We start from the raw sequence: 26,869 nt of genomic DNA, 5'->3' as shown, positions 1-26,869 counted from the left end.
CTGGACGTGACGAGGTTTCACCAGAAAAAGGAATCAGGCTTCTCATGGGCGAACTGGCCAAAGAAATCCTCCCGGTCAATATCGAAGACGAGCTGAAACAGTCCTACCTCGACTACGCAATGAGCGTGATCGTCGGGCGGGCGCTGCCGGATGCGCGCGATGGCTTGAAGCCCGTGCACCGGCGCGTGCTGTTCGCGATGAGCGAGCTGGGCAACGACTTCAACAAGCCGTACAAGAAATCCGCCCGTGTCGTCGGCGACGTGATCGGTAAGTATCACCCCCACGGCGACACTGCCGTGTACGATACCATCGTGCGGATGGCGCAACCGTTCTCCCTGCGCTACCTGCTGGTGGATGGCCAGGGCAACTTCGGTTCGGTGGACGGCGACAACGCCGCGGCCATGCGATACACCGAAGTGCGCATGACCAAGCTGGCCCACGAGCTGCTGGCCGACCTGCACAAGGAAACCGTGGACTGGGTGCCGAACTACGACGGCACCGAGATGATCCCGGCGGTCATGCCGACCCGTATCCCGAACCTGCTCGTCAACGGCTCCAGCGGTATCGCCGTGGGCATGGCGACCAACATCCCGCCGCACAACCTCGGCGAAGTCATCGACGGTTGCCTGGCCCTCATCGACAACCCGGAACTGTCCGTCGATGAGCTGATGCAGTACATCCCCGGCCCGGATTTCCCGACCGCCGCGATCATCAACGGTCGCGCCGGCATCATCGAGGCCTATCGCACCGGTCGTGGCCGCATCTACATGCGCGCCCGCTCCACCGTCGAGGACATCGACAAGGTCGGCGGTCGCCAGCAGATCGTCATCACCGAGCTGCCGTACCAACTGAACAAGGCTCGCCTGATCGAGAAGATCGCCGAGCTGGTGAAAGAGAAGAAACTCGAAGGCATCACCGAACTGCGTGACGAGTCCGACAAGGACGGCATGCGCGTCGTGATCGAGCTGCGTCGTGGCGAAGTGCCCGAGGTGATCCTCAACAACCTCTACGCCCAGACCCAGCTGCAAAGCGTGTTCGGCATCAACATCGTCGCGTTGATCGACGGCCGTCCGCGGATCCTGAACCTCAAGGACCTGCTGGAAGCCTTCGTCCGTCACCGTCGCGAAGTGGTTACCCGCCGTACCGTGTTCGAGCTGCGCAAGGCGCGCGAGCGCGGCCATATCCTCGAAGGCCAGGCCGTTGCCCTGTCGAACATCGACCCGGTGATCGCCTTGATCAAGGCCTCGCCGACGCCGTCGGAAGCCAAGGAAGCGTTGGTCAGCACCCCTTGGGAATCCAGTGCGGTAGTGGCGATGGTCGAACGCGCCGGTGCCGATTCGTGCCGTCCGGAAAACCTAGATCCGCAATACGGCCTGCGCGAAGGCAAGTACTTCCTGTCCCCGGAGCAGGCGCAAGCCATCCTGGAACTGCGCCTGCACCGCCTGACCGGTCTGGAGCACGAGAAGCTGCTGGCCGAATACCAGGAAATCCTCAACCAGATCGGCGAGCTGATCCGCATCCTCAACAGCGCCACGCGCCTGATGGAAGTGATCCGCGAAGAACTGGAAGTGATCCGCGCCGAATACGGCGACGTGCGCCGCACCGAAATCCTCGATGCGCGCCTGGACCTGACCCTGGGGGACATGATCCCGGAAGAAGAGCGCGTGGTGACCATTTCCCACGGAGGCTATGCCAAGACCCAACCGTTGGCCGCCTACCAGGCCCAACGTCGTGGCGGCAAAGGCAAATCTGCTACCGGCGTCAAGGACGAGGACTACATCGCACACCTGCTGGTCGCCAACAGCCACACCACGTTGCTGCTGTTCTCCAGCAAGGGCAAGGTGTACTGGCTCAAGACCTACGAAATTCCCGAAGCATCCCGCGCTGCCCGTGGTCGTCCGCTGGTCAACCTGTTGCCGCTGGACGACGGTGAATACATCACCACCATGCTGCCGGTGGAGGAATACACCGAAGGTCACTACATCTTCATGGCAACCGCCAACGGCACCGTGAAGAAGACCCCGCTGGAATCCTTCAGCCGCCAGCGCAGCGTCGGCCTGATCGCCCTGGAGCTGGACGAGGGCGACGTGCTGATTTCCGCCGCCATCACCGACGGCGAACGCGAAGTCATGCTGTTCTCCGACGGCGGCAAGGTCACGCGCTTCAAGGAATCCGATGTCCGCGCCATGGGCCGTACCGCCCGTGGTGTGCGCGGCATGCGTCTGCCGGAAGGGCAAAAGCTGATTTCCATGCTGATCCCCGAAGAAGGCAGCCAGATCCTCACCGCATCCGAGCGTGGCTACGGCAAGCGTACCGCCATCAGCGAGTTCCCCGAGTACAAGCGTGGCGGCCAGGGCGTGATCGCCATGGTCAGCAACGAGCGTAACGGTCGCCTGGTTGGCGCGGTCCAGGTGCTCGACGGCGAGGAGATCATGCTGATTTCCGACCAAGGCACGTTGGTGCGTACGCGGGTCGACGAAGTCTCCAGCCTGGGTCGTAACACCCAGGGCGTGACGCTGATCAAGCTGGCCAAAGACGAAAAACTGGTCGGCCTTGAGCGCGTCCAGGAGCCTTCGGAAGTCGAAGGCGAAGAGCTGGAAGGCGAGGACGGCGTGGGGTTCGATGGCGCCCTCGGTGCCGATGTCGACGACACCGTCGGCGACCAACCGCTCGATGCTGCCGCAGACGAAGAAGAGCCGCAGGACTAAGCGGGCACGCAGGGGGCGGATGAAAATTCGCCCCCTTGTTGTTTGTTCCGTTTGAAAATTTGCGACACTGCGCAATCCCTTGGGGACTGCCCTCTCTTGAGGCTTGTTTGATTCATTGTGGCGAGGGAGCTTGCTCCCGCTGGGCCGGCTGGCGTTCCAGTGCGCAGCGGCCCCTCTTTTTTGTGAGCGCTTCGCACTCAAGCGGGAGCAAGCCCCCTCGCCACGGATTCATCCATGTCTTGATTAAGCGGTAGCCCTGTAGGGCGGTGTGCGGACCAAAAGATTTATGTGACCACCAGATCAGAGCGAGATTGGATGTGAGCAAGAGAGCCTATAACTTCTGTGCCGGCCCGGCGGCGCTTCCCGAAGCGGTCCTGAAGCGTGCCCAGGGCGAACTTCTCGACTGGCATGGCAAGGGCCTGTCGGTCATGGAGATGAGCCATCGCAGCGATGAATTCGTGTCCATCGCCACCAAGGCCGAGCAGGACCTGCGTGATCTGCTGAACATCCCGTCCAACTATAAAGTGCTGTTTCTGCAGGGCGGCGCCAGCCAGCAGTTCGCCCAGATTGCGCTGAACCTGCTGCCGGAAAACGGCTCGGCTGACTACATCGACACCGGTATTTGGTCGCAGAAGGCCATCGAAGAAGCGTCGCGCTACGGTCACGTCAACGTGGCGGCCACCGCCAAGCCCTACGACTATTTCGCGATACCCGGCCAGAACGAGTGGAAGCTGTCCAAGGACGCGGCGTACGTCCACTACGCGCCGAACGAAACCATTGGTGGCCTGGAATTCAACTGGGTCCCGGAAACCGGTGACGTGCCGCTGGTGGCCGACATGTCCTCGGACATCCTTTCGCGTCCAGTGGACATCTCCCGTTTCGGCATGATTTACGCCGGCGCCCAGAAGAACATCGGCCCGAGCGGCATTCTGGTCGCGATCATCCGCGAAGACCTGCTCGGTCGCGCCCGCTCTCTGTGCCCGACCATGCTCAACTACAAGGTCGCGGCGGACAACGGCTCGATGTACAACACCCCGCCGACCCTGGCCTGGTACCTGTCAGGCCTGGTGTTCGAGTGGCTGAAAGAGCAGGGCGGTGTCGAGGCTATCGGCAAGCTCAACGAAGTGAAGCAGCGCACGCTGTATGATTTCATCGATGCCAGCGGCCTCTACAGCAACCCGATCAACAAGTCTGATCGCTCCTGGATGAACGTGCCGTTCCGCCTGGCGGATGATTGTCTCGACAAGCCGTTCCTGGCCGGCGCCGACGAGCGCGGCCTGCTGAACCTCAAGGGCCACCGCTCGGTCGGCGGCATGCGCGCCTCCATCTACAACGCCGTGGACATCAACGCAGTCAACGCGCTGATTGCCTACATGGCGGAGTTCGAGAAGGAACACGGCTGATGTCTGAGCAAGAACTCAAGGCGCTGCGCCTGCGCATCGATGCCCTGGATGAGAAAGTCCTGGAGTTGATCAGCGAGCGCGCACGCTGTGCCCAGGAAGTTGCCCGGGTAAAAATGGCGTCCCTGGCCGAAGGCGAAGTGCCGGTGTTCTACCGGCCGGAGCGCGAAGCCCAAGTGCTCAAGCGTGTCATGGAGCGCAACAAGGGGCCGTTGGGCAACGAAGAGATGGCGCGCTTGTTCCGCGAAATCATGTCCTCGTGCCTGGCTCTCGAACAGCCGCTGAAAGTCGCTTACCTGGGCCCGGAGGGCACCTTCACCCAGGCAGCGGCCATGAAGCATTTCGGTCACGCCGTGATCAGCAAGCCGATGGCGGCCATCGACGAAGTCTTCCGCGAAGTGGCGGCCGGTGCCGTGAATTTCGGCGTGGTGCCGGTGGAGAACTCCACCGAAGGTGCGGTCAACCACACGCTGGACAGCTTCCTCGAGCACGACATGGTGATCTGCGGCGAAGTCGAGCTGCGCATTCACCATCACCTGCTGGTGGGTGAGAACACCAAGACCGACAGCATCAGCCGGATCTACTCCCACGCACAGTCCCTGGCCCAGTGCCGCAAGTGGCTGGACGCCCATTACCCGAACGTCGAGCGCGTGGCGGTATCGAGCAATGCCGAGGCGGCCAAGCGGGTCAAGGGTGAGTGGAACTCGGCGGCGATCGCCGGCGACATGGCGGCAGGCCTTTACGAGCTGACGCGCCTGGCCGAGAAAATCGAGGACCGTCCGGACAACTCCACCCGGTTCCTGATGATCGGTAACCAGGAAGTTCCGCCGACCGGCGACGACAAGACCTCGATCATTGTCTCCATGAGCAACAAGCCGGGGGCACTTCATGAGCTGTTGGTGCCGTTCCATGACAACGGCATCGATCTGACGCGGATCGAGACTCGCCCTTCGCGCAGTGGTAAATGGACCTACGTGTTCTTCATCGATTTCGTCGGCCACCACCGCGATCCGCTGGTGAAAGGTGTGCTTGAGAAAATCAGTCAGGAAGCAGTGGCACTCAAGGTGCTGGGTTCCTACCCCAAGGCAGTTCTTTAAGGGCGGATAGCAAATGAGTGGCAACTTCCTCGCCCTGGCCCAGCCAGGCGTTCAACAACTTTCGCCCTACGTTCCAGGCAAGCCTGTGGACGAACTGGCCCGCGAGCTGGATCTTGACCCGGCCAGCATCGTCAAGTTGGCGAGCAACGAAAATCCGCTGGGCGCGAGCCCCAAGGCACTCGCGGCAATTCGCGACGAACTGGCCGAGCTGACGCGCTACCCCGATGGCAACGGCTTCGCCTTGAAAAGCCTGCTGGCCGAGCGCTGCGGCGTCGAGCTGAACCAGGTGACCCTGGGTAACGGCTCCAACGACATTCTCGAGCTGGTCGCCCGTGCGTACCTGGCGCCGGGCCTCAATGCCGTGTTCAGTGAACATGCGTTCGCGGTCTACCCGATTGCCACTCAGGCCGTCGGTGCCGATGCCCGTGTCGTTCCAGCCAAGGCTTGGGGGCACGACCTGCCCGCCATGCTCGCCGCCATCGACGCCAATACCCGCGTAGTCTTCATCGCCAACCCGAACAACCCGACCGGCACCTGGTTCGACGCCCAGGCCTTGGACGATTTCCTGCAAGACGTGCCCGAGCATGTGCTGGTGGTGCTGGACGAGGCCTACATCGAATACGCCGAAGGCAGCGACTTGCCCGATGGGTTGGATTTCCTCGCCGCCTACCCGAACCTGCTGGTGTCGCGCACCTTCTCCAAGGCTTATGGCCTGGCGTCGCTTCGGGTTGGCTACGGCTTGTCCACTGCGGTGGTGGCCGATGTGCTGAACCGCGTGCGCCAACCATTCAACGTCAACAGCTTCGCCCTGGCTGCCGCTTGCGCCGCATTGCAGGACGAAGCCTACCTGGCGCAAAGCCGTCGCTTGAACGAAGCCGGCATGCAGCAATTGGAAGTGGGCTTGCGTGAGTTGGGTCTGGGCTGGATTCCTTCCAAGGGCAACTTCATTTGTGTGGACGTGGGACGCGTCGCGGCGCCGGTCTATCAAGGCTTGCTGCGCGAAGGCGTGATCGTGCGTCCGGTGGCCAACTACGGCATGCCGAATCACCTGCGAGTCACCGTTGGCCTGCCGGCGGAAAACAGCCGTTTCCTGGAGGCGCTGAGCAAGGTCCTGGCTCGTGGTTGATGTCACCTTGCTGCAACCTGCGACCCCTATGATCGGTCGCCTGGTGGTGGTCGGCCTGGGGTTGATTGGCGGTTCGTTCGCCAAGGGCCTGCGTGAAAGCGGGCTGTGCCAGGAAGTCGTGGGCGTCGATCTTGACCCGCATTCACGCAAGCTGGCGGTAGAGCTGGGCGTGGTGGACCGCTGTGAAGACGATTTGCAGGTCGCTTGCCAGGGCGCGGATGTGATCCAGCTGGCGGTGCCGATCCTGGCCATGGAGAAACTGCTGGCCCGATTGGCCGGCATGGAGCTCGGGCAAGCGATTCTCACCGACGTCGGCAGTGCCAAGGGCAATGTTGTGCGGGCGGCGACCGAGGCGTTTGGCGGCGTGCCGGCGCGTTTCGTGCCCGGTCACCCGATCGCCGGCTCCGAACAGAGCGGGGTGGAGGCTTCCAATGCCGAGCTGTTCCGTCGTCATAAAGTCATCCTGACGCCGTTGGATCAGACGGACCCGGCGGCGCTGGCGGTGGTGGATCGCCTGTGGCGCGAGTTGGGTGCCGATGTCGAGCACATGCAGGTCGAGCGACACGACGAAGTATTGGCCGCCACCAGCCATTTGCCGCATCTGCTGGCGTTCGGTCTGGTGGATTCATTGGCCAAACGCAATGAAAATCTTGAGATCTTCCGTTACGCTGCCGGCGGTTTCCGCGATTTCACGAGAATCGCGGGTAGCGACCCGGTCATGTGGCATGACATCTTCCTCGCCAACCGTGAAGCTGTCCTACGCACACTCGATACATTTCGCAGCGACCTCGACGCCTTGCGCGACGCGGTCGATGCAGGGGACGGGCACCAATTGCTGGGCGTTTTCACACGTGCCAGGGTGGCCCGCGAGCATTTCAGTAAAATCCTGGCCCGTCGGGCCTATGTGGACGCTATGAACTCCAACGATCTGATTTTCCTGGCACAACCTGGTGGCTCCCTCAGTGGGCGGATTCGTGTACCGGGCGATAAATCGATTTCCCACCGTTCGATCATGCTCGGCTCGCTGGCCGAGGGCGTGACCGAGGTGGAAGGTTTCCTTGAGGGTGAGGACGCTCTGGCGACGCTGCAAGCGTTTCGCGACATGGGCGTGGTCATCGAAGGTCCGCACCACGGCCGCGTGACGATTCATGGTGTCGGCCTGCACGGCCTCAAGCCTGCGCCGGGCCCGATCTACCTGGGCAACTCCGGCACCTCGATGCGCCTGTTGTCCGGCCTGCTGGCCGCCCAGGACTTCGACAGCACCCTGACCGGCGATGCCTCGCTGTCCAAGCGCCCGATGAACCGTGTTGCCAACCCGTTGCGGGAAATGGGTGCGGTGATCGAGACCGCTGCCGAGGGCCGTCCACCCATGACCATTCGTGGTGGCAACAAGCTCAAGGGCCTGACCTACACCATGCCGATGGCCAGTGCCCAGGTGAAATCCTGCCTGCTGCTGGCGGGCCTCTACGCCGAAGGCAAGACGACGGTCACCGAGCCGGCTCCGACCCGCGACCACACCGAACGCATGCTGCGTGGCTTCGGCTACCCGGTCACGGTCGACGGCGCCACGGCGTCTGTTGAATCCGGCAACAAACTGACCGCGACCCACATCGAAGTGCCTGGCGATATCTCTTCGTCGGCGTTCTTCCTGGTGGCGGCCTCGATCGCCGAAGGCTCCGACCTGGTGCTGGAGCATGTCGGCATCAACCCGACCCGTACCGGCGTGATCGACATCCTGCGCCTCATGGGCGCCGACATCACCCTGGAGAACCAGCGTGAAGTGGGCGGCGAACCGGTTGCGGACTTGCGCGTACGAGCGGCTAAACTCAAGGGCATCGAGATTCCGGAAGCGCTGGTTCCCCTGGCGATTGACGAGTTCCCGGTGCTGTTCGTGGCGGCTGCCTGCGCGGAAGGCCGCACTGTGCTGACTGGCGCCGAAGAGCTGCGGGTCAAGGAATCGGACCGCATCCAGGTGATGGCGGACGGCCTGCTCGCGCTCGGCGTCAAATGTGAGCCGACGCCGGATGGCATCATCATCGACGGCGGCCAGATTGGTGGCGGCGAGGTCCATGGGCACGGTGATCACCGTATCGCCATGGCCTTCAGTGTTGCGTCCCTGCGCGCCAGCGCGCCGATCCGCATCCATGATTGCGCCAACGTCGCCACGTCGTTCCCGAACTTCCTGGCGTTGTGCGCGCAGGTCGGTATTCGAGTAGCACAAGAGGCACAGTCGTGAACATCAAGGCACCGGTCATCACCATCGATGGCCCAAGCGGATCGGGCAAGGGCACCATCGCCGGCATGCTGGCCAAGCAACTGGGCTGGAATCTGCTCGATTCCGGTGCCCTGTATCGCTTGCTGGCCTTCGCCGCGGCCAACCATGGCGTCGATCTGACCAACGAAGAGCTGCTCAAGGCCCTTGCCGCCCATCTGGACGTGCAGTTCATCGCGGCCACCGATGGCCAGTTGCAGCGGATCATCCTCGAAGGTGATGAAGTCAGTGATGTCATCCGCACCGAAAGCGTTGGCGCCGGGGCTTCCCAGGTCGCCGCGCTGCCGGCGGTGCGCGAAGCGTTGCTGCAACGCCAGCGGGCTTTCCAGGAGCCGCCGGGGCTGGTGGCGGACGGCCGGGACATGGGCACGGTGGTGTTCACCGATGCGCCGCTGAAGATTTTCCTGACCGCCAGCGCGGAGGAGCGGGCTCGCCGCCGATATTTGCAGTTGAAGGGCAAAGGCGAGGATGTTAGTCTGTCGAGTCTGCTAGATGAGATCCGTGCACGCGACGAGCGTGATACCCAGCGCGCAGTGGCCCCGCTAAAGCCGGCGGCCGATGCGATACAGCTGGATTCCACGGAGTTGTCCATCGATCAGGTGTTGCAACGCATCATGAGTGAAATCGCGCTTCGCGATATCGCCGGGTGACCAGGAAGCTCCGCAGGGGACCAGTCATAGTCCTGCGGTGCTTCTTATATATGAAACTAACCCACATCGTCTGGGGTGTGGAGATGGGCGTTTACTTCGCCCTAATCAACAGGAATTAAAATGAGCGAAAGCTTTGCGGAACTCTTTGAAGAAAGCTTGAAAACCCTGAACCTTCAGGCAGGCTCCATCATCACCGGCGTTATCGTTGATATCGATTACCAGGCTCGCTGGGTAACCGTTCACGCTGGTCTGAAGTCTGAAGCGCTGATCCCGCTTGAGCAGTTCTACAACGACGCTGGCGAACTGAATATCAACGTTGGTGACGAAGTTCACGTAGCGTTGGATTCGGTTGAAGATGGCTTCGGTGAAACCAAGCTGTCCCGTGAAAAAGCCAAGCGTGCTGAATGCTGGATCGTTCTGGAAGCGGCCTTCGCAGCTGAGGAAGTGGTCAAGGGCGTTATCAACGGTAAGGTTAAAGGCGGCTTCACTGTCGACGTTAACGGCATCCGTGCGTTCCTGCCAGGTTCCCTGGTTGACGTTCGTCCAGTGCGCGACACCACGCACCTGGAAGGCAAAGAGCTGGAATTCAAGGTCATCAAGCTGGACCAGAAGCGCAACAACGTTGTCGTTTCCCGTCGCAGTGTCCTGGAAGCCGAGAACTCCGCCGAGCGTGAAGCTCTGCTGGAATCGCTGCAGGAAGGCCAGCAGGTCAAGGGTATCGTCAAAAACCTCACCGATTACGGCGCATTCGTCGATCTGGGTGGCGTCGATGGCCTGCTGCACATCACCGACATGGCCTGGAAGCGTATCAAGCATCCTTCGGAAATCGTCAACGTTGGCGACGAGATCGATGTCAAGGTTCTGAAGTACGATCGCGAGCGCAATCGTGTTTCCCTGGGCCTCAAGCAACTGGGTGAAGATCCATGGGTCGCTATCAAAGCCCGTTACCCAGAAGGTACCCGCGTCACCGCCCGTGTTACCAACCTCACCGACTACGGCTGCTTCGCTGAGCTGGAAGAAGGCGTTGAAGGCCTGGTACACGTTTCCGAAATGGACTGGACCAACAAGAACATCCACCCTTCGAAAGTCGTACAAGTCGGCGACGAAGTGGAAGTCATGGTTCTGGACATCGACGAAGAGCGTCGTCGTATCTCCCTCGGCATCAAGCAGTGCAAGTCCAACCCATGGGAAGACTTCTCTGGCCAGTTCAACAAGGGCGATAAAATCTCCGGCACCATCAAGTCGATCACCGATTTCGGTATCTTCATTGGTCTGGACGGCGGCATCGACGGCCTGGTTCACCTGTCCGACATCTCCTGGAACGAAGTGGGCGAAGAAGCCGTACGCCGTTTCAAGAAGGGCGACGAGCTGGACACCGTTATCCTGTCGGTTGACCCAGAGCGCGAGCGCATCTCCCTGGGTATCAAGCAACTGGAAAGCGATCCGTTCTCCGAGTACGTTCAAGAGAACGACAAAGGCGCAATCGTTAAGGGCATCGTGAAAGAAGTTGACGCCAAAGGCGCTATCATCACCCTGGCCGACGATATCGAAGCGACTCTGAAAGCCTCCGAAATCAGCCGTGACCGCGTTGAAGACGCGCGCAACGTCCTGAAGGAAGGCGAAGAAGTAGAAGCCAAGATCATCAGCGTTGACCGCAAGAGCCGCGTAATCCAGCTCTCCATCAAGTCGAAAGACGACGCTGAAGAGAAAGAAGCAATCCAGAGCCTGCGCGACAAGCCAGCTACTGACATTGCTGCTGGTCCTACCACTCTGGGCGACCTGCTGCGTGCACAGATGGAAAAACAGAACTGAGTTCTGTCAGACCATAGAAAAAGGGCGACTTCGGTCGCCCTTTTTTGTGCCTGCGATTTCTGGTTTGCCAAGGCATTGCAGGGTTGTCCCAGGCGTTCCTCTCGAAGCGTTGCGAAACCAAACGGCCAGCATGGGTGTCTCTTCTATGACACAGCTGGAAAAATTCGGGACAGGGATGCGTCCCTCTAACGAAGGATCTGAATGAATAAGCTCTTTCTGATGTTGGTTGTTCTGCTGCTGGCAGGCTGCGCCACGAGCGCCAAGACCCACGCCGTGCGAGGTGTCAGCGGTATCGAGATCGATTGCTCAGGGCTGGGCTCCGGCTGGGAGAAGTGCCATAAGCGCGCAGCCAAGGAGTGCAAGGGGGCAGGCTACAAGGTGATCACTCGATCCGATGATGCAAAAGACCAGGATCAATACCCCTTTGGCTTCAATCCGGCGGGTTACCTGACTCGCACCATGCTGGTCATGTGCCGCTAACCTGGAAAATGTTTTCAGTCTGCGCCAAAAAGGGGCGATCAGGAGGCGCTGAAGATATGTCAAGAGTTGGGCTGTTCAAATTCCTCCGGGCATGCTAAAACCTTTGAAGCGATTTTCCTAGCTGCTTGAAAAAGAAGGGAAAAACATGACGAAGTCGGAGTTGATCGAACGAATTGTCACCCATCAAGGGCTGCTCTCATCCAAGGATGTAGAGCTGGCCATCAAGACTATGCTTGAACAAATGTCCCAATGCCTGGCGACCGGAGATCGTATCGAAATCCGCGGGTTCGGCAGTTTCTCCCTGCACTACCGCGCCCCTCGTGTGGGTCGCAACCCAAAAACAGGTCAATCTGTCAGCCTCGATGGAAAATTCGTACCTCATTTCAAGCCGGGCAAGGAGCTCCGAGACCGGGTGAACGAGGAAGAGGGTGACGAGGTCTGAATCGACCCCAAAAAAAGAGGTCTCCATGCGGAACTTTAAGCGCCTTGCGCTTGTCGTACTTGCGGTGCTCGTGGCTTCGGCTATCGTACTGTTCGTGCTTGAAAACAATCAGCCTGTCGCGCTGTTGTTCCTGGGATGGTCGGCACCGCAACTTCCTGTTTCGGTTTTTGTGTTGCTCGCGCTCCTCTCTGGAATGATGATTGGCCCCCTATTGGCGTGGATCGCCGGGAGAGGTCGGCGGCTGAAATAAATGGATGTGTGAGCCCAGTAGTCTCGTAGTAAGGATCACTGCCGCAAATTTCTGACTTTGGGTATGTTGCATTTGTTTAAGTTTAATAAAAAGACCGCTGTGTCCGTCGGGGACTTGCCCGCCTTACCTTTTAATGCGACCCGTGTGTCTGCAAGCGCAAAGCTAAAAAAAGGGAGCGAGGCTATCCATGCAAGATAATCGTATTGCAACGCGCGACGACGATGAAATCGACCTGATCGCCCTCGCTCGCGGGCTTTGGGCTCAAAAATGGCTGATCCTCGCCATTACTCTTCTGGTCACTGCTGGCGCCGCTGCTTACGCGTTCCTCAGCAAACCTGTCTATGAAGCAAAGCTTTTTATCATGCCGCCGACTCAGAATGAGATCGCTGAGTTGAACTATGGGCGTGGGAAAAGTACGGAGCTGGAAACTTATACCATCAAGCATGTTTACGATGTTTTTGCTCGTAACTTGCAGGGTGAGTCGCTTCGTCAGACTTTTTTTAATGAGGTTTATCTTCCTTCGCTTGATGAGTCGCAACGAGAGGGGGCTCTTGATCGTTTGTATGAGCGGTTCTCTCGACAGCTGGTCGTCAAAGGGCCTGGGAAGGATACGCCAGATCGTTTCTCCGTCACTGTGCAAATCGGCGACCCGGTGAAGGCTACCGAGTGGGCCAAGGCTTACGTAGCCCGCGCCAGTGAGGCTGCCGAGGCAGAGCTCGTCAAGAACGTGACGACTGAAGCTTCGGTGAGAGCGCGCAATCTGGAGCAGCGTATTGTCAGCTTGCGCGAGACTGCTCAGCGGATACGTGAGGACAGGATTCAGCAATTGCGGGAAGCGTTGAAAATTGCCGAGGCGATTGGATTGACTACGCCGACTGTTAACTCTTCTGCTGCGGTGGATATTACCGTTGATACCGGTAGCAAGATGGATTATCAGCGTGGTAGTAAGGCATTGGCGGCTGAAATTCAAACGTTGGAATCTAGGGCTTCGGACGATGCGTTTATATCAGATCTTCGGACGTTGCAGATGCGGTATAACTTCTATCGTAAGTTGAATGTTGATCCTAAGCTTGTTTCGGTTTATCGACAGGATGGTAGTGTTGAGGTTCCGGAGAGTCCGGTTAAGCCGCGAAAGGGATTGATATTGGTTTTAGGTGTAATTATTGGCTTGATTCTGGGTGGGTTTGTAGCTTTGATTCGTTTTGCTTTCATTCGAAATCAAAGCAGATGATTTTTTTCAATAACAAACCGGTTGCAGTATAAGTATTGTGGGGCTTGTTTTATAGGTCTGTTGTCGTCGGAGTGTTCGATGATAACAGGCCTTTTATGTTGTTAGACTGCCAAGTTTCTTTAATGCCTAGATTGGTATTGAATTGATGGCTGTAGCGCAGCTAAAGTCGCGATAGCGTCTTAGGCTATATGGTCTGGCTGTCTTCGGTGTTCGATTTCCCCTGCCATATTGTCGCAGATCAGCTACGCCACCGGCAGCAGAGGTATGCTCATGATCATCACGCTGCACCATAAGCCCTACATGTGCTAACCGGTAGGTTGAATCATCTGGACAAAATTCTCGATTACCTATGAAAATGACGTCTTGGAAGGCCAGGTGGATGGCTTCCATCGGTATCCCACCCTTTCTGGGCTCCGTTCGTCAGCTCTGCGATGCTTTTTGGGGTTTGGTAGATAACAAGTAGGAATATAATGTTGACAAAATATAAAATTATGCGGGGCTTGTTTAAGCGGAGGTCCATAAGAACTCTGATTTGGAATGTCGTCGCTTTCTTTAATAAGAAGCGCTTGGCTATTTTTGTAAAGACTCAGGTAGGTAGAAAAAGCGAGTCATTTGTAAAGTTTGATGTTGAGTCTATAGATTCTGTTGTTGCGGGGTTGGAGGCTAATGGCGCTCTGGTTGGGCCGTCGTTGCCAAAGGAGGTTGTTGAGTATCTGTTGGATTATGCGGAAGCCAATCCTTGTTTCGCGGATAGAGACCAAACAAAAGGTTTTTATTTAAAAGATAGGGAAAGAGCGCAAGAGACCCTAGGAAAGAAGCTTTTGTTGGCTCAGTACTTTAATGCAGAGCAGGATGCGAAAATTTCTAAGTTGGCCAACGATCCATATCTGCTATTAGTTGCCGCCAAGTATCTGAAGGTTCCTCCAAAATTAATGAGTGTTAATATGTGGTGGACTTTTCCTGTGGATGCCAGTGCTGAGGATAAGGCACGTCATGCACATGTCTTCCATTTTGATTTAGACGACTTGAAGTTTGTTAAGTTTTTCTTTTACTTGACCGATGTAGATGATGATGCAGGTCCTCATGTTTTTGTAAAAACATCGAATAGATTGATAAAATATGAGTCCCCGATGTTTAGGTCTCGTCGTTTTACCGACGACGAGATTGTCTCGGGGTATGGTGTCGAGAATGTTGTCAAGGTTTTAGGGCCGGCTGGGACGTGTTTGATAGAAGATACGGTCACTGTGCACAAAGGTGTTACGCCAGTTTCTCGGGCAAGGCTTATGCTGCAGTTCGAGTATTCGATTAATACTTATCCGGAAGTTAGTTGTGTTAGCGATGGAGAGGCTCAAAAAATATTCGTCTAGGTTGAGTGCCTGGTCGTATTTACTGTTCGCCGGCGCAGCCTCTATGGTTGCTGCGCTAAAGGGGGTCGCTTACGCCCATTTTCTTTCTTTTGACCAATACGCTCAAATAAATTATTACTTACTGATCGTTGGTTTGGGAACTCTACTAGTTGGCTCTGGCGTAATAGTTAGATGTCATTCTGAAATGCCGCTATTGGCTAATGATGAGGAAAAACTATCTGAATTTGTGTTGAATGTAAAATGGTTTGGTGGTGCCTTCTGGCTGGTTGGGCTTGTAGGATTAATCGGCTATGGGGTCCTCTCGGATGCGCCGATGCTTATACTTTTATTCTCGCTAATTCAAGTGCTGGTTTTTTTTGTCTTTACTATTGATCTGATGGTTGTAAAAAGCAAAAAGAAATTCGTGGAGTATGCGAAGCGGCTACTTTATCGAAACTTGTTGATCGCTTTAGCCGGTTTGTGTGTTGCGTTCGTTACAATTAATGCTACGTACGCGATTTTGGCTGAGGTTTTAGTAGGGGGGGCTCTTTGCTTTAGATCACTGGCATTATGGCTCGTAAAGGCGGCCATTCCAAGTCGGACTTTTCTTCTGGATTGCTTAAAATTTGTGCCCGTAACTTGTGTTGGGGCGTTTATGCAGTATGTAGATAGAGTATTTGCTGCTTACTATTTGAGTCCTAAAGATTTTTCACGATTTTCTTATCTTTCACTTATTGTAGTGGTGGCACTCTCGATTCAGCAGTTGATCAACACTCGAGTGATTACCCTGCTGCCGGAAATTTGCCTGTATGATCCTAGGGCGGGCCTCAGGTACGTTGTCAGGGTTTCTTTCTTGGTTTGCTTGTTTTTGTCGGTGGCGCTGCTATGTTTGCTTTCGCTTTTGCAAAGTCGCTGGTTTGCTGCCGAATGGCTCGATGCGAGTATTGAAGTTGGAGCAGTTTTCTTGGCTTGCGCAATACTGCGGGCGGCTGATTTCTATACATCTTATTTGCTTGTAATGTCGCAGAAAAATAAGCTTCTTGCTGTTCAGCTCTGTATGCTTGGGTTGTTTTTTATTCTTTCTATTTTTTATAATTTGATATTTAAAGAAGGTGGGGTTTTTGCTTTTGTTTCTTTGATGTGTGCGGGTTTCTTTGTGCAATTGTTATTTTTGATTTTCTTTTCTTGGAGGGCCAGTTTTGCTGAAAAAACTATCTGATGGTGTGTTTGCTCGACTTAGAGTCTTCGAGCTGTTTTTTTTGATGCTTGCCCGTAGATCATTGATTTCGCCCTTTTCTAGTGTCTCCCGGCGAGGGCGTATATTGATCGGGAGGCGAGTGACTGTAAAAAGTGCATTGTTGAATGCCGGTACTGGCGAGATCAAGCTCGATGATGGGGTATGGCTAAATAGTGGCGTTGAGCTCTCCGCACTGATGAGAATCTGTATAGGCGAGGGAACAACAATCCAACGGAACGTGACCATAAATGGTGACGTTTCAATCGGCAAGGAATGTCTTCTAGCACCAAATATTTTCATGTCTTCAGCTTCGCATGTGCATGATCGCTACGCGGGGGTCAGTATCCGTGAGCAGGAGCGACGAATTGCGCGTGAAGATTTTTTAGCGCATTACAACAAGCCAATCGAGATCGGCGATGATGTTTGGATCGGGGCGAATGCGGTTATAATGCCCGGTATTGAAATCGGTTCGCATTCGGTCATTGGTGCGAATTCTGTGGTGACCAAGGATGTTCCGATAGGGGCAATAGTCGTAGGTGGTCCCGCAAAAATAATTAAGTTTCGCTTTGGGTTTGAGGGACTGTAGATGTTAAGCAACAAGACGATTTTGGTGACCGGCGGTACCGGCTCCTTTGGTAATACATTCGTGCCGATGACCTTGGCTAAGTACAACCCGAAGAAGATCATCATCTTCTCCCGGGATGAAATGAAGCAATGGGACATGGCGAAGAAGTTCGAAGGCGATTCACGCGTTCGCTTCTTCATCGGCGACGTTCGCGACAAAGAGCGCCTCTATCGCGCCCTGGATGGCGTTGACTACGTGGTCCACGCGGCCGCTACCAAGATCGTACCGACCGCGGAATACAACCCTTTCGAGTGCATCAAAACCAACATCAACGGGGCGATGAACCTGATCGATGCCTGTATCGATAAGGGCATCAAGCGCGTTGTAGCGTTGTCCACCGACAAGGCCAGCAGCCCGATCAACCTGTACGGTGCCACCAAATTGGCATCCGACAAATTATTCGTTGCAGGTAACTCATATGCGGGCGGCCACGAAACTCGCATGGCCGTCGTGCGCTATGGCAACGTCATGGGTTCGCGCGGCTCGGTCATCCCGTTCTTCATGTCCATCAAGGACAAGGGCGAGCTACCGATCACCGACGAGCGCATGACGCGCTTCATGATTTCGTTGGAAGAAGGCGTGGAGTTGGTTTGGCACGCTTTCGAAGACATGGAAGGCGGCGAAATCTACGTGAAAAAAATCCCTTCGATGAAGGTGACTGATCTTGCGCGCGTGGTTGCGCCAGACGCCAAGCAAAAGATCGTCGGTATCCGTCCAGGCGAAAAGCTGCACGAGCAGATGATCAGCGCTGAGGACTCCTATTACACCTACGAATACCCCCAACATTTCAAGATCTTGCCGGTTATCAACGAATGGGCGACCTGTCCAAAGCGCATCAAGGACGGCAAGAAAGTTGCGGAAGGTTTCGTATACGCCAGCGATAACAACACCGAATGGATGAGCGACGAAGATCTGCGCAACTGGATCACTGTCAACGAAGCGAAGATCGGGAGTATCTGATTCATGATTCCATACGGCCGCCAGGATATAACCCAAGCTGACATCGACGCGGTGATTGGTGTGTTGCAATCCGACTTTCTCACCCAGGGCCCTATGGTGCCTCGATTTGAGCAGCAGGTTGCTGCCCACGTGGGAGCCAGCCATGCGCTTGCAGTGAATAGCGCTACGTCGGCGTTGCATATCGCATGTCTTGCCTTGGGTCTGGGTCCTGGTGATCGTTTATGGACGAGTCCCGTTACGTTTGTCGCTTCTGCGAACTGTGGTTTGTATTGCGGTGCTCAAGTTGATTTCGTTGATATCGATCCTCGTACCTACAATCTTTGCCCTCAGGCGCTGGAGCGCAAGCTGGTAAAGGCTGAGCGAGAGGGTACGCTGCCTAAGGTGGTCGTGCCGGTACACCTTTGTGGCCAGCCCTGCGATATGCAGGCAATACAAAAACTCGCCAAGCGCTACGGCTTCAAGGTGATAGAGGATGCCTCTCACGCCATCGGTGGAAAATACCAAGGCGATTTCATTGGGAGCGGCAAATATAGCGACATTACGGTATTCAGCTTTCATCCGGTGAAGATAATCACTACCGCAGAAGGTGGGATGGCGCTGACCAATAATGCAGAACTTGCGAACAAGATGGCGCTTTTACGCAGCCACGGCATTACTCGTGAGCCGCAACAAATGACTCACGACTCAGACGGTCCCTGGTACTACCAGCAGATAGACCTGGGTTTCAATTATCGAATGACCGAACTGCAGGCAGCCTTGGGCGTAAGTCAGATGGAGCGTCTGGATCAGTTCATTGCTCGGCGACACCAGTTGGCAACGCGTTATAACGATCTGCTCGCGGCGCTGCCTGTAACTGTTCCATGGCAACATCCCGACAGTTATTCAGGCCTGCACCTCTACGTGATTCGGCTACAGCTGGCAAAAATCAGCAAGAGCCACCGTCAAGTGTTCGAATCGCTGAGGGACCAGGGGATCGGGGTGAACCTGCATTACATTCCTGTCCATACGCAGCCGTACTATGCGCAGATGGGGTTCAAGCCGGAAGATTTCCCGGTAGCCCAGGATTACTATCGCGAAGCTATTAGCATTCCGATGTTCCAGACCATGAGTGATGAACAGCAAGACCAGGTGGTAGCTGCCATCAAGCAGGCAGTGAACGCATGAAACTGGCCGTCATTCCTGCCCGGGGCGGCAGCAAGCGCATCCCACGAAAAAACATCAAGATTTTTTGTGGCAAGCCGATGATCGCTTGGTCAATCGAGGCGGCATTCCAAAGTGGTTGTTTCGATAAGGTTATCGTCTCCACGGATGACGAAGAGATCGCCGAGGTTGCGCGTAATTGCGGAGCCAGCGTTCCATTCATGCGTCCAGCTGAGTTGGCTGACGATTACTGTGGGACAATACCGGTTATTCAGCAAGCAATTGAGCGTCTTAGGACTGATGGGTTTGAAGCCCAGCAGGTTTGCTGCCTTTATGCTACAGCCCCGTTTGTCAGCCCTGAAGATTTGCAGCGAGGTCTGGCGACTCTTGAACGAACCGGCAGCCAATACGCGTTTTCAGTCACCAGCTATGCATTCCCCATTCAGCGAGCGATTCGCCTGACAGAAAACGGAGGCGTGGAAATGTTTCACGCCGAGCACTTCAACACTCGCTCACAAGATCTGGAAGAAAGCTATCACGACGCCGGACAGTTTTATTGGGGGCTGACAACTGCATGGCTGGCTGGGCATATGATTTTCAGCCCACAGTCGAGCGCTGTTGTACTACCGCGCCATCGTGTGCAAGACATCGATACCCCAGAAGATTGGCTGCGCGCAGAGTGGATGCATAAGGCGCTTCAAGCGGAAAAATCTTTAGCATGAAAGGTATGAAGGTGGTGTTTCGGGCCGATGCGTCACTGCAGATAGGCATTGGGCATGTCATGCGTTGCTTGACCTTGGCTGAAGCGCTGAGGGATGCCGGCGCCGACTGCCATTTTATTTGTAGGGAACACCCGGGGCATTTGTTAGATTTAATTTGCGGCAAGGGGTTCGGCGCTCATAGCTTAACGGATGGCGAAGATGCTGAGCCCGGTGAGTTAACGACAGATGATCTGGATGAGCTAGCTCATGCTTCTTGGTTGGGTGTAAGTCAACAACAGGATGCAAAAGCCTGTGAGCAAATAATTACAGACCTAAAACCAAGTTGGTTAGTCGTTGATCACTACGGGTTAGACGCGAGATGGGAGCTATCGCTTAAAAAGAATGGTCTTAAACTTTTAGTTATCGATGATTTGGCCGATAGAATTCACGCTTCGGATATCTTATTAGATCAAACATTTGGACGTGCTCCCAAGGATTATAGTGCATTAGTTCCCTCTGGTTGCGTCGTTTTGTGCGGTGCTAAGTATGCGTTGCTTCGTCACGAATTTAAAAGACTCAGGCACTACAGTTTAAAGCGGCGGGTAAATTATAAGCTCGAGTCAATTTTAGTTTCTTTGGGTGGCGTGGATAAAGACAATATAACTCTTCAAGTATTGGAGGGGTTGAAGGAGGCGAGGCTGCCTAGCACTTGCCGTATCACGGTGGTGATGGGGTCAACTGCGCCTTGGTTAAAGGAAGTCCAAAATATAGCGAGTACTATGCCGTGGAAGACCGAAGTTCTCGTAGGTGTTAGCAATATGGCACAGTTGATGGCTGAATGCGATTTGTCAATTGGTGCAGCCGGAGCGACCTCCTGGGAGCGATGCTGCCTTGGCGTTCCAACTGCCTTGCTGGTTCTTGCCGAGAATCAGAAGTTCGCAGCCAACTTATTGAGCGATGCTAAAGCAGTCGTGATGGTGTCTCATGAAGAGGGCCTGCTGCCGCAGCTAAAGCTGATCATAGAACATGCTGTTAATTCCCCAAATTACCTAAAGGTTCTTAGCGAATCCGCGCAGTTAATAACCGATGGGACAGGCAGCGAGTATATAGAATCGTTGATCACTAAATTTGATCGTATCGATGGGTGTTGAGATGGAATTATTCGGTCAACTTCGTGATATTCATGCCGACGAGCTAAAGTTAATGCTTTCTTGGCGTAACGCCCCTGCCGTTCGGGCAAATATGTATACGAGGCATGAAATCAGCCTTAAAGAGCACTTGGCTTGGTGGGAGCGGGTCGCAAATCGCGCTGATCAGAAGTATTTTATGTACGAACTAGAAGGAAGGCCTGCGGGGGTTGTGGCTTTTAACGAAATTAGTATTTCAGACGCTATATCCTCATGGGCATTTTATGCGGCTCCCGATGCACCAAAAGGGACAGGCAGCAAAATGGAATTTCTGGCTCTGGACTACGCTTTTGATAAAATGTGCTTGCATAAATTGTCGTGCGAGGTATTGGCCTTCAATAGCACTGTAATAAAGCTGCACCAGAAGTTTAATTTTCAAGTGGAAGGTATTTTGCGGGAGCATCACAGGGTAGAAGGTAAATTTGTTGACGTGTATAGGCTTGGAATCTTGGATCGTGAGTGGGAAGCTCACAGGTCGTTTATGCGCGAAAAATTAACTAAGCTATCTGGAAGGTAAAAAATGAATCCGTTTATCTCTATCGCGGGGCGTAAAATAGGGCCTGATTACGCTCCTTATGTGATTGCGGAGCTTTCTGCGAATCATAACGGCAAACTGGAAACCGCCTTGAAAATTATCGACGCTGCAAAGAAGGCTGGCGCCGACGCTGTAAAACTACAGACTTATACTGCGGACACGATAACGCTTAACTCCGATGCTCCAGAGTTCCAAATAAAGGGAGGGCTGTGGGACGGTCGATCTCTATATGAATTATATGTCGAGGCGCAGATGCCTTGGGAGTGGCACGCACCGTTGTTTGAGTACGCAAGGAAGCTAGACATCACAATTTTTAGCTCGCCCTTTGATAATACTGCTGTCGATCTTCTGGAAGACCTGAATGCACCCGCCTACAAGATCGCGTCGTTTGAAGCGGTAGATCTGCCATTAATAAAATATGTTGCTGCTACCGGAAAACCGATGATCATCTCTACCGGTATGGCAGATGCGGATGAGATAGCAGAGGCTATAGAAGCCGCTCGGCAGGGCGGTTGTAAAGAATTAGCGGTCCTTCACTGCGTTAGTGGTTATCCAGCTCCGGCAGAAGACTATAACCTGCGTACGATACCAGACATGGTTCAACGCCATGGTTTAGTGACGGGGCTTTCGGACCATACTTTGGATAATACAACCGCGATTACTAGTGTTGCACTAGGTGCATCAATTATTGAGAAACACTTCACGCTCGATCGCAGCGGCGGTGGCCCAGATGACAGTTTTTCGCTGCAACCCCAAGAGCTTATGGCGCTGTGCCGGGATAGTAAAACGGCATGGGCGGCGCTGGGCAAGGTTGATTATGGGTGTAAGTCTAGTGAGCAAGGAAATGTGCAATTCAGGCGCTCCCTCTATGCAGTGGAAAATATCGCCAAGGGTGAGATGATTAGTCTGAAAAATGTACGAAGTGTGCGCCCGGGCTATGGGTTGCCGCCGAAATACCTCGACATTATCTTAGGAAAAAGCGCTGCTGTTGATATCAAGAAAAACACGCCGTTGAGTTTTGACGTCTTAATATGAGTGGCAATATAAGTGGGAAAGGGCGGGCTGAATTGATAATTGCCAAGAAAAATTTATTGCATATTATTTTGCCTGTTGCAATAGTGTTGGCTGTTGCGTTGCTGTTCTTGGTGCTTGAATTGTCTATTCCCTATACATCCGCAGTTGCGGATGTATACCCTGCCTATGGGGTGTATGCTCTATTTTATGTGGTCATGGTTGTCTCGTACTTTCTGGTGTCGCTAAGTCTATATTTTATTGATGCGCGTACGACTTCAGCCTCTGTATATTCGCCGTCTCGTGAGTTGTATACAGTTATGAGGCTGTCGTGCTGGCTGTCGATATTAGGGCTTGGTTTCTTAATTATAGACCGATCTTTATATCAGGGTGTGGATTACTTAAGTAGTAATTTTGTGGAGATCAGGTCACGGTTGAATTCTGAAAGAGCCGGCGCGGAGGGTGTCTCTTCTATTTTTAGCGTGGTGGGGAATCTGTTGCAGTTCTGGTACTATTTTGCTTTTGTATTTCTAGTTTATTACTATGAATTTTTTTCCCGCAAACAGCGGTGGGTCTTAGCGTCGTTAATTTTTGTCGCACTTTTGACAGGATCTTATATTCTCGGCGGACGCTCACTCATCGGTGTGTTGGTCGTTAGTTTTATTGCGGTAATTATCGCCCGAGGAAGCTCCGGTCGAGGTGCGTATACAGAACTGTTTAAGATAAGATCTTTGGTTTGGATTTTCTTTGCGGGTATGCTTTGTTTGGCTGCAATCATGTTTGTTTTTTATGCACGTGCCTCTGTGGGTGGAAATGACTCGGAGGCTTACCTAAATAGCTTTGTAGATCACCTCCATGGCATGAAAACCCAATCTTACAACGCCTGTGACTCTGGAGCTGTTTGCGATATAAAAAATTACCTTCTTCTGACCGCCTTATATGTAACCCATACGTTCTGGGTGCTGTCCGAAAATATCCAATATTTACCTTCTGATGCGGGCGGGTCTGCGTTATGGGGGGGCATACTCGCCTTGAGTTCGAAAGTTATCGGCTCGGCAGGTGGCGAATATCAGTATGCGGGGTTATTTAACTCCTTGCCAGGATCGATTTATTACGAGTATGGTTTACTTGGGGTTGTCGCAGGAGCGCTTTTGTTGGCTAGCCTCTTGGCTTGGATGAATTTCTCCCTTCTGCGCTCTAGCGGTATATTTAAGGTAATATTTTATGTTGCTTTACTGGATACGCTGTTAGTAGCCCCTGTCCTTTCTTCTATGAATGTAATTATGTTTATTTTTGTCTTGGTTTCGCTGTGTTCGGCGGCAGGTATATATATGTTTTTGTGCTCGATAAAAAAGGAGGTTAGGTCTTTATGAGGATCGGACTTGTCAATATGTTCTCTTTTAGGCCTCACGTCGAGCATTTGTATTATTTGGCTAGAATGCTTGAAGATGGCGGGCATGAGATTTTCTATCTGACCTGTGACGGTGCAGTGAGTAATTGCTACTCCCGAGCAATCAAAGGCAAGCGGAAGCTACAAGAGTGTCCCAAATGTATCTTGGGAGGCGTCAGGAGCTTTCCGGTAAAAAATGTCACTTCCGTAAGCTCTGGCTCTGAGAGTCTAGACTCAGATGTGTTAGACCGTCTCGCACTGTCCAGTTCATGTACGTTAAACCGGACCGAATCTGAGATTGAGTGGAATGAGCCTCAAGTCGTTACGGTCAGGGAAAGTTTGTATGTACCTATTAACACAGTGTACCAAAGCGCCGTCCGGTGGATAGAAGATAACCGTATAGAAGCGGTAATTTGTTTCAATGGTAGAATGGATTTGCCCCGGGCTATTACGTATGCGTGTGAGCAGAAAAATATTCCCTATATCACTCATGAGCGAACTTGGTTCGGTGACGGGCTCCAGTTGATCCCCAACGCGAACTGTCTGTCGCTTAAGGCACTGGGCGATATGGTTAAAGAATACGATGATAGACCTTTGACTGCAGAACAGGCGAGGTTGGCGGGACGTCTGGCAGGTGAACGCTTCCTGCAAAAAAATTCTCTCGAATGGCGTCTATATAATAGAAATCCCGAACCTGCACCTTGGCCGTTAACCAGCGACGGGCCCCGAGTACTGGTTATTCCAAGTAGCAAAAACGAATTTGCCGGTCACGATGAGTGGCGTACGGAGTGGAAGGACAACACCAAGGCACTTGATGATCTATTCGAAGCGTTTTCAATAAAGCCAGAGCAAGTAGTGGTTCGCTGTCATCCCAATTGGGCTGAAAACATCGGGAAAGTAGTCGGTGACAGATCGCTTTCTTTATATAAAGAGTGGGCGTTCAAGAATAATATCTATTGTATATCCAGCGAGCAAAAGGCAAGTACCTATGATCTTATTCAGCAGGCGGATATAGTAGTCCTTAATGGCGGAAGCTCTGCAGTCGAAGCCGGGGTATGTGGCAAGCAAGTTATCTGCATGGGGCCCTCAACGTATCAGGAGGCGGGTTTTTTAAGGGCGTTTCGAGATAAGCAGTCTTTATATGCAAGTGATGCTCGGGTTTCGCTTGATCCAGATATCGTTATTCGCAAAACATTACGCTTTTTATATTTAAGGTCTCACCGCTTCTCACAATACGTAAAATATGTCAAAGCTGTGGAGACTACGCGTTACAGGTATTTCGAGGGAGCTGACCCTGAGAGAATTATCTCCATGCTAAAAACAGGTAAGCTGACAGCTGACGACGCGACGTTCGCTGACGATGGCTATGGCGAAGACGTCGTAGTCGACGCCCTGAAGAAGAAGGAATGGGCGCAGCTTGCAGAATACGAGGCCCAGCCGATCATGTTGGAGCCACTTTTGATACGCAGGCGTTTCGGGTTGCGCTGGGTAGATAATGTTAGGGCAAAAATGCCAAGAGGAGATCGAGGTTGAGCGAGTTTGCGCGGAAATTAGTTTCAGTCATCATGCCTTCTTATAATGCGGAGGGCTTGATCGCGCGGTCGATACAGTCTGTGATTGATCAATCTTATACCAATTGGGAGCTGATTGTTATAGATGACTGCTCGAAGGACGCAACCCGTCAAGTTGTCCAATCGTTCGTAGAGAAAGACTCGAGAATCAAGCTTATATCTCTTGAAAAAAATAATGGAGCTCCGGCGGCTCCTAGAAATATTGGAGTACGTAATTCATCTGGCGGTTGGATTGCTTTTCTAGATGCGGATGATATATGGCATCCTCAGAAGCTGAAGCTGCAAATTGACGCGCTTCAGACGAGTAATGTCGATTTTTGTTGCACCCAAATGAAAGATTTTACTGATGATACGCTTCTCACTTTTGATCCGGTAATGGAAGTTGCCGTGGAGCAAATCAGTTTCGCTAAGCAGCAGATAAAAGGCCGGATTCCTACCTCTAGCGTGGTGGTTAAGAAGGATCTCATGTTGCGCTTTCCTTTCAATGAGGATATCCGCTACAAGGCAGTTGAGGATTATCATTGCTGGTTGAGAATGCATGAGGAAATCGGGGCTACAATAAAGCTTTGTTATCCTTTGCTGAGCTATAGACGAATAGTAGGCCAAATATCAGGTTCGAAAAAATACATGCTTGAGCGTATGTATATGGTTCATAAAGAATATCCTGGAACTTCTGCTGCTCAAGCAGCGCTTTACACAATTACCCATGCGCTGGGTGGGTTTTACTATCGAATTTTGAGGAAGGGATTATGAAACGTGTAATGGTTACTGGCGGGGCAGGCTTCGTTGGCTCTCATTTGTGTGAGCGGCTGTTGGAACGGGGCTGTGAAGTTCTTTGTGTGGACAATTTTTATACCGGTGCTAAGCGCAATATCGCTCACCTGTTACAGAATCCGTACTTTGAACTCCTTCGTCACGATGTAACCTTCCCATTACATGTAGAGGTTGATGAAATTTATAATCTGGCCTGCCCAGCATCTCCTGTACATTATCAATTCGATCCGGTGCAAACGTTGAAAACCAGCGTTCACGGCGCGATTAATATGTTGGGGCTCGCTAAACGAACTAAAGCCAAAATTTTTCAAGCTTCTACCAGTGAGGTGTACGGCGATCCAGAAGTGCATCCCCAGCCTGAGTCCTATTGGGGGAAGGTAAACCCTATTGGCATCCGGTCGTGCTACGACGAAGGGAAACGCTGTGCAGAAACACTTTTTTCTGACTATCACCGGCAGCATAATGTTCGGATAAAAATTGCTCGTATTTTTAATACCTATGGCCCACGTATGCATCCGAATGATGGCAGGGTCGTAAGCAACTTCATTGTTCAAGCGCTTCGTGGAGAGGACATCACTATCTACGGTGAGGGACAGCAGACCCGTAGCTTCTGTTACGTCGACGATCTAGTAGAAGGGTTTCTGCGCTTAATGGATACACCCGATAGCGTCACGGGCCCAGTCAATCTCGGTAACCCGGGTGAATTCACTATTCGGCAGCTGGCTGAGCGAGTGCTGGAACTGGTGGGTTCGAATTCGAAACTTGTGTTCCAGCCGTTACCTCAGGATGATCCCCAGCAGCGCCAGCCGGATATTAGCTTAGCTAAGGAGCTGTTGAATTGGCAGCCGACAATTATGCTTGATCAAGGTTTGGAAAAAACGATCAAGTATTTTGACAATCTGTTGTCGGAAAAAAGTTAAAGTT

General features: G+C 53.5%; 24 protein-coding genes. All 24 read left to right on the top strand.

Features of this window, described 5'->3' with window-relative positions; translation table 11 throughout:
* Positions 1-44: 44 nt before the first annotated feature.
* Positions 45-2,708 (top strand): DNA gyrase subunit A, encoded by a 2,664-nt coding sequence (gene gyrA / locus J3P76_RS17335; RefSeq protein WP_434610338.1) that lies wholly within the window; start codon positions 45-47, stop codon positions 2,706-2,708.
* 317 nt (positions 2,709-3,025) lie between these two features.
* Positions 3,026-4,111, top strand: a complete 1,086-nt coding sequence (gene serC, locus J3P76_RS17330; RefSeq protein WP_434701036.1) for a 3-phosphoserine/phosphohydroxythreonine transaminase — start codon at positions 3,026-3,028, stop codon at positions 4,109-4,111.
* Complete coding sequence (gene pheA / locus J3P76_RS17325; RefSeq protein ID WP_420767788.1) at positions 4,111-5,205, top strand: prephenate dehydratase; 1,095 nt, start codon at positions 4,111-4,113, stop codon at positions 5,203-5,205. The genes serC and pheA overlap by 1 nt, the downstream gene beginning before the upstream one ends.
* A 13-nt stretch (positions 5,206-5,218) precedes the next feature.
* Positions 5,219-6,331, top strand: coding sequence for a histidinol-phosphate transaminase (gene hisC, locus J3P76_RS17320; RefSeq protein WP_434701035.1), 1,113 nt, complete (start codon positions 5,219-5,221; stop codon positions 6,329-6,331).
* Between the two features lie 28 nt (positions 6,332-6,359).
* Positions 6,360-8,567: a bifunctional prephenate dehydrogenase/3-phosphoshikimate 1-carboxyvinyltransferase gene (locus tag J3P76_RS17315; protein ID WP_434651112.1), complete on the top strand. Its 2,208-nt coding sequence runs from the start codon at positions 6,360-6,362 to the stop codon at positions 8,565-8,567.
* Positions 8,564-9,253, top strand: a complete 690-nt coding sequence (gene cmk, locus J3P76_RS17310) for a (d)CMP kinase (RefSeq protein ID WP_030141014.1) — start codon at positions 8,564-8,566, stop codon at positions 9,251-9,253. The genes J3P76_RS17315 and cmk overlap by 4 nt, the downstream gene beginning before the upstream one ends.
* Before the next feature lie 120 nt (positions 9,254-9,373).
* The gene (rpsA, locus tag J3P76_RS17305) at positions 9,374-11,065 is read left to right on the top strand and encodes a 30S ribosomal protein S1 (protein ID WP_030141013.1); all 1,692 of its coding nucleotides are present in this window, start codon (positions 9,374-9,376) and stop codon (positions 11,063-11,065) included.
* 201 nt (positions 11,066-11,266) lie between these two features.
* Positions 11,267-11,545, top strand: coding sequence for a hypothetical protein (locus J3P76_RS17300; protein ID WP_420767790.1), 279 nt, complete (start codon positions 11,267-11,269; stop codon positions 11,543-11,545).
* A gap of 145 nt (positions 11,546-11,690) precedes the next feature.
* Positions 11,691-11,987 carry an integration host factor subunit beta gene (ihfB, locus tag J3P76_RS17295; protein WP_420767791.1) on the top strand — a complete coding sequence of 99 codons (297 nt, stop codon included), beginning with the start codon at positions 11,691-11,693 and terminating at the stop codon, positions 11,985-11,987.
* A gap of 25 nt (positions 11,988-12,012) precedes the next feature.
* Positions 12,013-12,237: a lipopolysaccharide assembly protein LapA domain-containing protein gene (locus J3P76_RS17290; RefSeq protein ID WP_420767792.1), complete on the top strand. Its 225-nt coding sequence runs from the start codon at positions 12,013-12,015 to the stop codon at positions 12,235-12,237.
* Between the two features lie 187 nt (positions 12,238-12,424).
* Positions 12,425-13,468 (top strand): LPS O-antigen chain length determinant protein WzzB, encoded by a 1,044-nt coding sequence (locus J3P76_RS17285; protein ID WP_434701033.1) that lies wholly within the window; start codon positions 12,425-12,427, stop codon positions 13,466-13,468.
* Positions 13,469-13,938: 470 nt separating this feature from the next.
* Positions 13,939-14,835: a phytanoyl-CoA dioxygenase family protein gene (locus J3P76_RS17280; protein WP_434701032.1), complete on the top strand. Its 897-nt coding sequence runs from the start codon at positions 13,939-13,941 to the stop codon at positions 14,833-14,835.
* Between the two features lie 43 nt (positions 14,836-14,878).
* Positions 14,879-16,033 (top strand): hypothetical protein, encoded by a 1,155-nt coding sequence (locus J3P76_RS17275; RefSeq protein ID WP_434701031.1) that lies wholly within the window; start codon positions 14,879-14,881, stop codon positions 16,031-16,033.
* 118 nt (positions 16,034-16,151) lie between these two features.
* Positions 16,152-16,637, top strand: a complete 486-nt coding sequence (locus J3P76_RS17270; RefSeq protein ID WP_434701030.1) for an acyltransferase — start codon at positions 16,152-16,154, stop codon at positions 16,635-16,637.
* Positions 16,638-17,636 carry a UDP-N-acetylglucosamine 4,6-dehydratase (inverting) gene (gene pseB, locus J3P76_RS17265; RefSeq protein WP_434701029.1) on the top strand — a complete coding sequence of 333 codons (999 nt, stop codon included), beginning with the start codon at positions 16,638-16,640 and terminating at the stop codon, positions 17,634-17,636.
* A gap of 3 nt (positions 17,637-17,639) precedes the next feature.
* Complete coding sequence (gene pseC / locus J3P76_RS17260) at positions 17,640-18,800, top strand: UDP-4-amino-4,6-dideoxy-N-acetyl-beta-L-altrosamine transaminase (RefSeq protein ID WP_434701028.1); 1,161 nt, start codon at positions 17,640-17,642, stop codon at positions 18,798-18,800.
* The gene (gene pseF, locus J3P76_RS17255) at positions 18,797-19,498 is read left to right on the top strand and encodes a pseudaminic acid cytidylyltransferase (RefSeq protein ID WP_434701027.1); all 702 of its coding nucleotides are present in this window, start codon (positions 18,797-18,799) and stop codon (positions 19,496-19,498) included. Before pseC ends, pseF begins: the two co-directional genes overlap by 4 nt.
* Entirely contained in the window at positions 19,495-20,628 is a 1,134-nt protein-coding gene (gene pseG / locus J3P76_RS17250; protein WP_434701026.1) for a UDP-2,4-diacetamido-2,4,6-trideoxy-beta-L-altropyranose hydrolase, read from the top strand. Before pseF ends, pseG begins: the two co-directional genes overlap by 4 nt.
* A complete protein-coding gene (gene pseH, locus J3P76_RS17245; protein WP_434701025.1) occupies positions 20,618-21,181 on the top strand; it encodes a UDP-4-amino-4,6-dideoxy-N-acetyl-beta-L-altrosamine N-acetyltransferase in 564 nt (187 codons plus the stop codon). The genes pseG and pseH overlap by 11 nt, the downstream gene beginning before the upstream one ends.
* Before the next feature lie 3 nt (positions 21,182-21,184).
* Entirely contained in the window at positions 21,185-22,234 is a 1,050-nt protein-coding gene (gene pseI / locus J3P76_RS17240; protein ID WP_434701024.1) for a pseudaminic acid synthase, read from the top strand.
* On the top strand, positions 22,231-23,583 hold the full coding sequence (locus J3P76_RS17235; RefSeq protein WP_434701023.1) for a hypothetical protein: 1,353 nt from the start codon (positions 22,231-22,233) through the stop codon (positions 23,581-23,583). The genes pseI and J3P76_RS17235 overlap by 4 nt, the downstream gene beginning before the upstream one ends.
* A gap of 584 nt (positions 23,584-24,167) precedes the next feature.
* Positions 24,168-25,133: a hypothetical protein gene (locus tag J3P76_RS17230; RefSeq protein ID WP_434701022.1), complete on the top strand. Its 966-nt coding sequence runs from the start codon at positions 24,168-24,170 to the stop codon at positions 25,131-25,133.
* Positions 25,130-25,924, top strand: coding sequence for a glycosyltransferase family 2 protein (locus J3P76_RS17225; protein WP_434701021.1), 795 nt, complete (start codon positions 25,130-25,132; stop codon positions 25,922-25,924). The genes J3P76_RS17230 and J3P76_RS17225 overlap by 4 nt, the downstream gene beginning before the upstream one ends.
* A complete protein-coding gene (locus J3P76_RS17220) occupies positions 25,921-26,865 on the top strand; it encodes a UDP-glucuronic acid decarboxylase family protein (RefSeq protein WP_434701020.1) in 945 nt (314 codons plus the stop codon). Before J3P76_RS17225 ends, J3P76_RS17220 begins: the two co-directional genes overlap by 4 nt.
* Positions 26,866-26,869: the final 4 nt, after the last annotated feature.

Origin of the sequence: Pseudomonas sp. D1-36, from assembly GCF_051132205.1 — a bacterium.
Classification (GTDB): Bacteria; Pseudomonadota; Gammaproteobacteria; order Pseudomonadales; family Pseudomonadaceae; genus Aquipseudomonas.
The sequence above is the reverse complement of the archived record's forward strand: the minus strand, read 5'-3'. Positions and strand labels throughout refer to the sequence as shown.

Coding starts and splice junctions, on each gene's coding strand:
- J3P76_RS17315 (WP_434651112.1), top strand. CDS start 6,360: ATGATCGGTCGCCTGGTGGTGGTCGGCCTGGGGTTGATTGGCGGTTCG.
- pseB (WP_434701029.1), top strand. CDS start 16,638: ATGTTAAGCAACAAGACGATTTTGGTGACCGGCGGTACCGGCTCCTTT.
- hisC (WP_434701035.1), top strand. CDS start 5,219: ATGAGTGGCAACTTCCTCGCCCTGGCCCAGCCAGGCGTTCAACAACTT.
- pseC (WP_434701028.1), top strand. CDS start 17,640: ATGATTCCATACGGCCGCCAGGATATAACCCAAGCTGACATCGACGCG.
- J3P76_RS17230 (WP_434701022.1), top strand. CDS start 24,168: ATGGTTAAAGAATACGATGATAGACCTTTGACTGCAGAACAGGCGAGG.
- rpsA (WP_030141013.1), top strand. CDS start 9,374: ATGAGCGAAAGCTTTGCGGAACTCTTTGAAGAAAGCTTGAAAACCCTG.
- pheA (WP_420767788.1), top strand. CDS start 4,111: ATGTCTGAGCAAGAACTCAAGGCGCTGCGCCTGCGCATCGATGCCCTG.
- pseH (WP_434701025.1), top strand. CDS start 20,618: ATGGGTGTTGAGATGGAATTATTCGGTCAACTTCGTGATATTCATGCC.
- ihfB (WP_420767791.1), top strand. CDS start 11,691: ATGACGAAGTCGGAGTTGATCGAACGAATTGTCACCCATCAAGGGCTG.
- J3P76_RS17300 (WP_420767790.1), top strand. CDS start 11,267: ATGAATAAGCTCTTTCTGATGTTGGTTGTTCTGCTGCTGGCAGGCTGC.
- J3P76_RS17285 (WP_434701033.1), top strand. CDS start 12,425: ATGCAAGATAATCGTATTGCAACGCGCGACGACGATGAAATCGACCTG.
- J3P76_RS17235 (WP_434701023.1), top strand. CDS start 22,231: ATGAGTGGCAATATAAGTGGGAAAGGGCGGGCTGAATTGATAATTGCC.
- J3P76_RS17275 (WP_434701031.1), top strand. CDS start 14,879: ATGGTTGCTGCGCTAAAGGGGGTCGCTTACGCCCATTTTCTTTCTTTT.
- J3P76_RS17290 (WP_420767792.1), top strand. CDS start 12,013: ATGCGGAACTTTAAGCGCCTTGCGCTTGTCGTACTTGCGGTGCTCGTG.
- gyrA (WP_434610338.1), top strand. CDS start 45: ATGGGCGAACTGGCCAAAGAAATCCTCCCGGTCAATATCGAAGACGAG.
- J3P76_RS17220 (WP_434701020.1), top strand. CDS start 25,921: ATGAAACGTGTAATGGTTACTGGCGGGGCAGGCTTCGTTGGCTCTCAT.
- pseG (WP_434701026.1), top strand. CDS start 19,495: ATGAAAGGTATGAAGGTGGTGTTTCGGGCCGATGCGTCACTGCAGATA.
- J3P76_RS17280 (WP_434701032.1), top strand. CDS start 13,939: ATGTTGACAAAATATAAAATTATGCGGGGCTTGTTTAAGCGGAGGTCC.
- pseF (WP_434701027.1), top strand. CDS start 18,797: ATGAAACTGGCCGTCATTCCTGCCCGGGGCGGCAGCAAGCGCATCCCA.
- pseI (WP_434701024.1), top strand. CDS start 21,185: ATGAATCCGTTTATCTCTATCGCGGGGCGTAAAATAGGGCCTGATTAC.